Genomic DNA, 8,872 nt, shown 5'->3' on the forward strand with positions numbered 1-8,872 from the left:
CCGGGGTGACCGCCACGTCTGCGGTGGCAAACTGGCCCCCGCCTGCCCCCAGGAAATCGCTGCGGCCCCGGCCGTTGGTGCCTTCGGAAGTGCTCATGCCAAGGAAGGAACTCGTGTCGGTGTTCCCCGGGAAAAACACCTTCTCCCAGTTCGCAATCGCACTCTCCGTAAACCAGCCTTCAAAGCTGGCGCTGGTAAGCCCGCTCATGACCGATGTCGGCAGGGAACCATACGCAGTCCCATTGCTACCGCCGGACAACTGCAACGCGCCACCGCTGATGCTGGCGCTTCCGTTCAGCGTCCCGTTGGCCGTCCCAACACTGTCATTGAAGTTACCCGCGTTGAACGTGTATTGGTGGGTCAAGGTCGCTGAACCACCATCTGTAGGAACCGTTAATGATAGCGGTGCGCGTGGCGTAAAGGCCGTCGGGCCCGTGGCGCTGAAATTCATTTCTGCGACTTCGTAAGCGATGTTCGTTCCGGCATTTGGTCCCCACAGGCAAGTGGACGCATATGTAATGTTGCTGCTATGGTTTGTACCGTTGTTGATCGCCCCGAAGATCAACCCGTTGCTCAGCGGTGTTCCGCGGCCCTGCCAGCTTGCCAAACTCACATAATCGGCGCGGCAATTTGTAAAAACAATGTTTTGCGCGCCCGCGCAACCGAATGCGCCATTCCCAAAGTGGATCGAGTCAACATGATCAACAGTGCCACTGGTGGTGAGCGCCCCGGGATAGCCTTCAAAAATAATATTATCACCGCTCGGACTGTTGTTTCCATCGATAAGCCCCTGCGAGATCGACCAACCGCTGCACTCATAAATGTTGATGCAATCCTCGGTCCATGCGATGTTCCGGTCATTCACTATCGAGAAGTTGCTCAGAGATCCGTTTGGGGAATTGTCAGCCTGCATGAGTTGGCCGCGTGGGAAAGGACCGCGCATGTTGTGCCCTTCGATCTGTGTGATTGTCGGCCCCTGCGAGCATTGCACCATGTAGATGCCGGTTGATCCATTTTCCAATCTGACATTGTTGATCTTGCCGCGAGCCGAGGCGTTCACATAAATATTATTCATACCTGAATTTGGATTCGGCCCAACTGCGGGTGCGGCTGTGCAAATGATATTGCAGGTGTCTATCGTATAATCATCGGAACCGCCAGTGATCGAAACTCCCGTGCCAAGCTGGTGCTTGATCAGGCAATTAAGCAGCTTGCACCCTTTGTGGCCTGCCAGGGTCACTGCCGGTGTGGAACTGCCGTTCGGGACAATAATCGTCAGCCCTGAAATCGTCTGGTTGTCGGCGGTGAATGACACGGGGCCCGAGGAGGCCTGAGCCGTGGCTTGGGTTGCGAACAACAGGACGGCAAGCGCCGTCACTGGGCTTCGATGTGCGGGCATTTGGACAAATCCTTTGATTAAGGCAGAAATGCCGACCTTGGCTTGGATTCGTGCCATTTCTGCTCTCATGTCAGCGTTCATGCTTCTTATTATGGTCGTCTTATTGACTACAGTTTCAGGCAAACGATATTAGAATAAGATTACCGGACATAGCTCCGCTTATTCTTGGGTAAGCAAATTCCCTCGCTCCCTGTGAACTTGTTTTTTCCATCAATTTCAAAAGCGCCAAAAAGAGACGTGGGCGCGTTTTTAACTACAACGAAGGCTCCAGCAATTTACAGTGGCATTGCGCCACCTTCCTCCCGGCGGGCAACATGCCGCCCACCCCAAAAGCCCGCTGCTGCGGACAATTCAAACTTCTAAATTCTGACTACTATCTTCTGTCTTCCGATCTCTGTCTTCTGATCTCAGGCCTCCATCCTCTCCCCTCACACTTTGCGGGCGCTGAATCTCCGAAAGACGATGAGCAAACCCAAACCGCCGAGCAGCATCGTGTAGGTGGAAGGTTCGGGAACAGCAGAGACGATCTGAATACCCACCAACGAACCATTGCCTGAGGATTCATAGACGGTTAAACTTGATCCAGTCACGCCGGATAGAACGGCATAATTCGCAGGGCCGCCAGCCCCGGTGGCTGCAACATAGTTGCTGCCGTATTGCGAGGGATTGGCGCTTGAATAGTTGAACGTCGTTCCATCCGTGTACAAGCCGCCGCTCAAAGTCGTGCCATTGAAATTGACCAAGCCGGAAGTACTTGGGTTACTTGAAAAGTAAGCATATACATCATAGGTGGCATACGTAATGCCCGTTAGAGTGATGTGGCCATACCAGTTCCCGGGCCCTCCAAAGGTAAGCAAACCTTGACTGTACAGGTCTGTATCACCGGTCTGATTGGGATCAGCACCTGTGAAATTACTTCCAAAGCCAAACAAAGTGTTGCTCCCATTGGAACCCCACGAGGCGGAAACCCCGGAAGCAACAGCCCCGCTGCTGTCTAGAACGAGCCCGGCCGCAAGGCTGCCACTCGTTGTACTTAGATTATTCCAATTGGCTTGCGGGACAACACCCGCCGAAGTTGTCGCCGGGATCGGGGTTCCTGCTCCGCTGAAATCGATTCCGATGCTAAGCTGCGCCTGGGCTGCCGCAGCGAACAAAAGGTCCGAAGCCAACATAACTGCGAATAATTTTCGTTTTGCGTTGTTCATAGTTCCACTTATTTAAAGTGGCCTTTATTTCGCAATAATCCTCTTTTCCTTACGCTTGAACGATAACCCAAGCAATGGCGTTGAAGCAAGAATTTGTTAGCTTAAGATTAAGTTAATCCGCCCGGACGGGCGGATAAAAACCGGGTTCACTGCAACCTCCGACGCCACCTCCTTCGCCAAGGCTACGGAGGTCAGGGAGCCCGCGAGAACACGGATTTTTTAACAGGAAGATCGCAAAGGACGTTTTTCCAAAGAGAGATTGAGATGGAGTAAGAGTAGGATTAAGAGTGAGATTCCTACACCTGTCCATCCGCTCGCGACAAATGTCGGAGTCCGTAGTTAAATTTTCGCGTTCTTCGCGATCTTCCTGTAAAAAAGTATTTGTTTTCTTGCGGCTTTGCGCCTTATGCCCTTGGCGTTAAAACCTGTGCCCGGGGACGCGGTGAAGTATCCGGCTTCGGAATCAGCAACGTAAGCCCGGGATGCCAGGAGCCGCGAATGAGTGTGCTCATGGCAATCTTCGGCACGCCAAACTGGCGACTGAGCATGAATGAAACAACCAGTTCCGCAGCCGTCGCGCCTATTTGCCTTCGATTCGACGTGATGCCCGCCCAGTCGCTCACATCATCGTCGGTGGCAAGGTGAACGACTCCGACGTCCTCGGGAACGCGATACCCGATTTCCTCGACGCATGGCACAATGTAATTGCTATGGCAAATAATCACGTCGGGTTTGTAACGGGACAACCAAGCCGCAATTTGTTTTTTTGACACGGGCCAGTGCACCTCATTTTCCCCGGGATAAAACAAGGGCGGCACTTTTTCGAGTTTAGGGGCCGTCGTATGGAAATAATGCGCTGCGGCACGGGTGGAGCGGGCCGAACCGCGGTCAAAATATTCCGTAAGACAAACCCCAATGCGTCGATAGCCGTGGCGTTTTGCCATTTTGAGCGCGAGAAGAAGATTGTAATAGGCGTCAGATGTGACCCAGTGGAGGCGCGGTGCCAGCATGTCACCCCCCAAAGAAATGCTGGCCAGATGATCCCAGTTGAGCCGCAGATGTCTTGCAGGATAGGTGACAATGACTCCCTCGATACCCCGTTGGTGGAGAATGCAGTTCATGCGCGCCACGGTCATACCGTGTTCCTGCAGCCACAGCTCTTCGAGACGATAGCCCAGTTGCATCGCGCGTTCCCGGGCGCCTTCCAGATAAGGTGCCATGAACTTGAATCTCTGCCAGGCATCTTTTTCCCGGGTGGTATTTAACCAGGCAATGGGCAGCAAGTCCTTGGATTTGGCCTCACGCATCGTTGCCATCCAGGAAGCTATGCGGGCATCGGGTGCATAACCCAGTTGTTTGGCAATGCGCCGGACCCGTTCCCGGGTTGCCTTGCTGACTCCCGGCTGGTTCCGCAATGCATAGCACGCCGCAACGGTGGAGATACCCGCGGCCTTGGCGACATCCCCCAGGCTTGCTTTTGAAGATTTTTGCTTCATCGATCGGAAGTCCCATGAAACATACGAAAGTAGAAAACTCCCAATAATGAATGAGGTCAAAGGATTTTTGCGGAACAAGGCAGTACCCTCCGTAAACTCACACAGATGGGAAAAGAGCAGCACCTTTTTACAGGAAGATCGCAAAGACGGTTTGCTTCAGGGGCGGTACTGGTGATAGAAACATGCGCCATGAAACGACACACACTCCTTCAGATTGGTGTTTTCTTCTCCTTCATCCTTTCCCTGAATGCCGCCGCGCCCTCTTCTTCCCCACCCCCCGCCGCTCCGCCAATGCCTCCGGCGCCTCAGGCAAACAGTACGGCAACCGCAACTCCGTCTCCGCTTCAAATGCCGCCCGCGCCTGAGACCGATGATTTGTCCAAATACAAAACGGCGGACGCGTTGTGGGTTCATTTTACCCAACAAAAACAAAACGTGGCGCCTTACCTGCACATGGCAATCCGTCCCAAGTCCGACAAAGCGGATGCCAAAAAACTCATCTCACAGATCGAGGCCACCTTAAAATTGTTCATCGCCAGGTACCCTTCGGATCCAAACTGGTGGGAAGCCAGAATGCAATTGATCCAAGTCGGCGGCATTGAGGAAAACCTGAGAATGCCCACCGCTCCCATCCAATCGGCATTGATCCAAGAATTCAACCAGATCTACAACGATAAAAAAGCGCCCCGCGCCATCCGCCTCCATGCCGGCATGGGATATCTTTTCGGATCGATCATGGCCCTGGCCCGTGACAAGGACAACAACCCAACCGTCTGGAAGTCCATCGACGGCCAGATTGACGATTTCAAAAAGAAATTTGCGGATGAAAAGGAAATTTCCCAATCCATGATGTCATTACGCACACTGCAACTTCAAATTTCCCAAAATACGGGTGACCCAAACCGCTACCAGTCTTTATTGGAAAAACTGGCTTCCGATTCCCAACCCGAAGTCGCAGACATGGCCAAACAACAGCTTGCCCAGCAAAAGGTCCTGGCGGATTTAAAAACCAAGCCTGTGGATTTGAAATTCACATCTGTGGATGGCGCAAAAGTCGATCTTGCCAAGCTGCGCGGAAAAGTCGTGGTGCTTGATTTCTGGGCAAGCTGGTGCCCTCCCTGTGTGCCACAAGAGAAAGAGGTGGTGGCCCTCTACCAGAAATATCACAAGCAGGGAGTTGAAATCGTCGGCATCTCGTACGACAGCAAAAAGGAAGACTTGCTCGCGTTCACCAAACAAAACGGCATGGCTTGGCCGCAATATTTCGACGGGATGGGCTGGCAAAACAAGCTGGGCACCCTGTGGGGTGTTCATGGGATACCCTCGATATGGCTTCTCGATAAAAAAGGTAAAATCGCGGGCACCAACGGACGCGAGAATCTTGCGGGACAGGTCGAGAAACTGTTGCAGACGCCTAATTGAGCTCCGACATTTTGAGCACCCAATCCTCTCTTACACCGGAAGAACGCGCCGGGCGCCTGCTGCGTGCCTGGGGAGAGTCCCTCCTCTCGCTCCAGATACGTGAACCGATCCACAGCTTGCAAGGCGCACTGCTCTGCCCGGCATGCGCCCGGGTACATGGACGCTGCGGCGATGCCATCTACCCGTTCATGCATCTGGCCCGCTCGACGGGCGAGGAACGCTGGGTGCGTGCCGCAGAGGACCTGTTCAACTGGGCGGAAGCGCGTGTCAGCCCCGGGGACGGCAGTTGGATGAACGATCTCGAGTCCGGCTGGTGGGGCACGACCGTGTTCGGCGCCATCGCCCTGGGCCAGGCACTCCGCTACCATAACGATCTGCTGCCATCAGCAACAGGGGCAGTATGGCTCAAACGACTGGAAGCTGCCGTGGGCTTTATCAACCGCAGCTTCACCCTGAACACCGGCAACATCAACTACCCCGCTTCAGCCCCCGCAGCTTTGGCGCTAGGAGCACAGTTGTGCAAACGACCGGAATGGTTGCCGCGCGCGCAGGAACTCGCGCACGCAGTGCTGGATCGCTACGTCTCTCCGCAGGGCTTTATATGGGGCGAAGGAAGCAGGAAGGGCCCCTCGCCGCGAGGAGTATTCGCCGTCGATCTCGGCTACAATATTGACGAGTCCCTGCCTAACCTCGCACTCTACGCCGAATTAACCGGCGACATCAGGGTGCTTGCTGCGGTCGCCGACGGTTACCGCATGCACCTGTCCTTTCTCCTGCCGGACGGCGGTTGGGATGCAGGCTGGAGCACACGTCAATTCAAGTGGATGTGGTGGGGCAGCCGCACCTCGGATGGTTGTCTGCCGGGTCTGGTGCTGATGGCCAGGCGTGACCCAACCTGCGCGGCGGCCGTCGGGACCGTCCTTGGCGGATTGGAGAACGCAACACATGACGGGCTGTTGCATCCGGGTTATCACCATGCGCGCCGCGGAATGCATGCCTGTGCCCATCACACAATGTGCTACGCAAAGGGGCTTGCCTTCCTCCTCGATCAACCCATGCCGCTGCCACCGCACGCCGCACCGCCGCCCGTAAAAGATGACGCACGTTCTTATCCGGATCTCGGTGTCACGCTTTTGCGACAGGGACCGTGGCGGGCCAGCTTCAGCGTTTCCGACATCGGCTACAATGACCACCCCACCGGCGCTGTCCGCACACTTTATCCGCCCTGCGGTGGAAGCTGTACCCTGCTGTGGCACGACGCGCTCGGACCGTTGCTGAGTTCCAGTATGATTGACTATCAACTTCGGGAGCCATACAACATGGAGCCCGCGCATCGGGAACAGGATCGTTACCCACTGACCCCGGAAGCAGTCATGCAACGCGGAACTTCATCCTGGCGCAGTGTTCGCGATACGCAGGCAACACTCACGGTGGATCACGATGGCGCCGGCGTCATCACTCGCGCCCGGCTGCTGGACGAGGAATTGCGCGATCCACCCGAAGGCGCGGTCCTGGTGATCTCGCACTGGCGCTTCACCCGCGAGGCCGCAACTCTGGAAGTCGAGTTGCAGGGCCCGGCAGGTGTGGAAGCAGAGCTGTCTGTGCCACTGATTGTGTCAGGAGATACACCCGTGACCGCCACGAAAACCGGCGCGCGAATTACGATCGCCGGTAAATCAGTAGAACTTTCTGCCGAACCGCCCGACAGCTCGAAAATGCCGCTAATCGACAGAGTGTACAACCACGTCCCCGGATTTGAGGCAATTCCCTGGCGCTGCGTTGTGCGCCCTGGGCGCCCGGTGCGCTTGAACCTAACTGTAAACTGAGCCAACTCCTCGCAATAACGCTGTCGTGTGCATCGTCATCGCGAGAACTCAAACCTTTCAAAAAGGTGTTTTGAGCGGGAAAGAACGCGGGATTCTTGAGAGAAGCACCAAAGGTGCGGCCCATACCAGCCTGGGGCATCGCCCCAGGAATATGAATAGTGTAAAATCTCAAGCCCTGAAGGGGCGCGCTAACGCATGCCGGAGTTTGTGCCCGCCGGACTTGCCCAAGAGACGGACAGAACCGCTTTCAGCAGTTCGGGATGATTTTTTGATTTTACCCAGGGTAGCTCCCGCCTTCGCTAGCTTCGGCGTGGCAACCCTGGTTTTTGAATGCGACTCCAACGGCATTATGTAACTATGCCAGCGTATGCGACACTGTAGCGGCCCAGAATTGCCCCTGGCGCGCCAGACGGAAGGAATGGATGGACCAGGGCTGAATCAAACCAAAGTCAATCTCCTGATTGAGCCAGGTTCCGCTTAAAGGGGATGCTTTTCCAGCCATTTCCTGCACCCGCACAATCCAGCCCTTCCCATCTTCCGCGGGCTTAAGCGCCAACAACTGGACATTCAATGGCTTCAGGCTGAAAAGAGAACCCTGGCCCGGAAGCGGACCCGCGTGAGGCGGCACCGGCTGGTTAATAAGCGGCTGCTCCAATTCCTGGGCAAGCCGGGGCAGCGCGGACGCATCGGTCGTGATAAGAAATCGGAAACTCAGTTCACCGGCATCGACGGCGGGCCGCCAGATGTCCGCTGTGAATTTTTTACCGACACTGCTCGCATAATGCGTGGCGCGGACAATCGAGGCGTGAAACGCCCTCTTCTCGCATTTGAATCCATAAAGCGCATCACTGGCAAAACCAAAAACGCCTCCACCGGGCCGGCGTACACGCACCCAGCGGCCACCGGGCACTTCCCCTGCGATGCCGCGCTTGGTCACTCCACCAGGTACTTCAAACTCTGCCTCCTCCGCTACTGAGCCGACGGGAAAGACCAGCTTGAGCCGACTGCTCCGTTCATTCCAGAAAACCCGTGCCTGCACATCCACCACTGGGCGCTGCCGGGCCAAAAAGAATGTCAGATCCAGCCGCGAGTGCTTGCCCGCAAAGCGCACCCAGACCGAAGCCCGTTCCGGTCCCTTTTCAATGAGTTCAACGCCGCTGATCTTCCATTTTTCTTGAATAAGTTTCGCGGGCGTGTCCAAGAGCGCATCGCCAGGACCGCCCCATGAACCCCAGATATCCTCGATCTTCATGACCGAGAAGCCCTGCCCCTGGAACAAAGGCTTGCCCTTGTGAAAAATCTGCAACGCGGAGGCGCCTTTTCGCGCGGAGATGCGGTACGAAGAATTGCGGATCGTTCCCGGTTTCGCCGCGGTCGCCGGCGAGGCGCCCCGTGCCGTCTTTTTCATTTTCTTCGCGAGCCCCACTTGAAAAACGGACCAGCTCATCGGCGGCAGCTTGGCCTGAAAAACCACACGCTTGCGCCAGGGGACATTCATCATTGCAAGATGTTCATGATGGATGA

Annotated in this window: 6 protein-coding genes; 2 read left to right on the forward strand and 4 right to left on the reverse strand. The window is 55.6% G+C overall.

Features of this window, described 5'->3' with window-relative positions:
* From PHD76_14725 to PHD76_14735, 3 genes are all read right to left on the reverse strand, one after another.
* The coding region (locus tag PHD76_14725; GenBank protein MDD5263094.1) for a hypothetical protein at positions 1 to 1,399 on the reverse strand (1,399 nt) is incomplete at its 3' end.
* Positions 1,400 to 1,827: 428 nt separating this feature from the next.
* The gene (locus PHD76_14730; protein MDD5263095.1) at positions 1,828 to 2,604 is read right to left on the reverse strand and encodes a PEP-CTERM sorting domain-containing protein; all 777 of its coding nucleotides are present in this window, start codon (positions 2,602 to 2,604) and stop codon (positions 1,828 to 1,830) included.
* Positions 2,605 to 3,008: 404 nt separating this feature from the next.
* Positions 3,009 to 4,100, reverse strand: a complete 1,092-nt coding sequence (locus PHD76_14735) for a LacI family DNA-binding transcriptional regulator (GenBank protein ID MDD5263096.1) — start codon at positions 4,098 to 4,100, stop codon at positions 3,009 to 3,011.
* 189 nt (positions 4,101 to 4,289) lie between these two features.
* Between PHD76_14735 and PHD76_14740 the strand changes: the two genes are divergently transcribed.
* Together PHD76_14740 and PHD76_14745 are read left to right on the forward strand one after the other, a co-directional pair.
* Entirely contained in the window at positions 4,290 to 5,522 is a 1,233-nt protein-coding gene (locus PHD76_14740; protein MDD5263097.1) for a TlpA disulfide reductase family protein, read from the forward strand.
* Positions 5,519 to 7,348 (forward strand): hypothetical protein, encoded by a 1,830-nt coding sequence (locus tag PHD76_14745; protein ID MDD5263098.1) that lies wholly within the window; start codon positions 5,519 to 5,521, stop codon positions 7,346 to 7,348. The genes PHD76_14740 and PHD76_14745 overlap by 4 nt, the downstream gene beginning before the upstream one ends.
* A 355-nt stretch (positions 7,349 to 7,703) precedes the next feature.
* Here the strand turns inward: PHD76_14745 and PHD76_14750 are convergent.
* Positions 7,704 to 8,872, reverse strand: a 1,169-nt coding sequence (locus PHD76_14750; GenBank protein MDD5263099.1) for a glycoside hydrolase family 38 C-terminal domain-containing protein, incomplete at its 5' end; no start/stop codon positions are given.

The organism is Candidatus Methylacidiphilales bacterium (assembly GCA_028713655.1).
Classification (GTDB): Bacteria; Verrucomicrobiota; Verrucomicrobiia; order Methylacidiphilales; family JAAUTS01; genus JAQTNW01.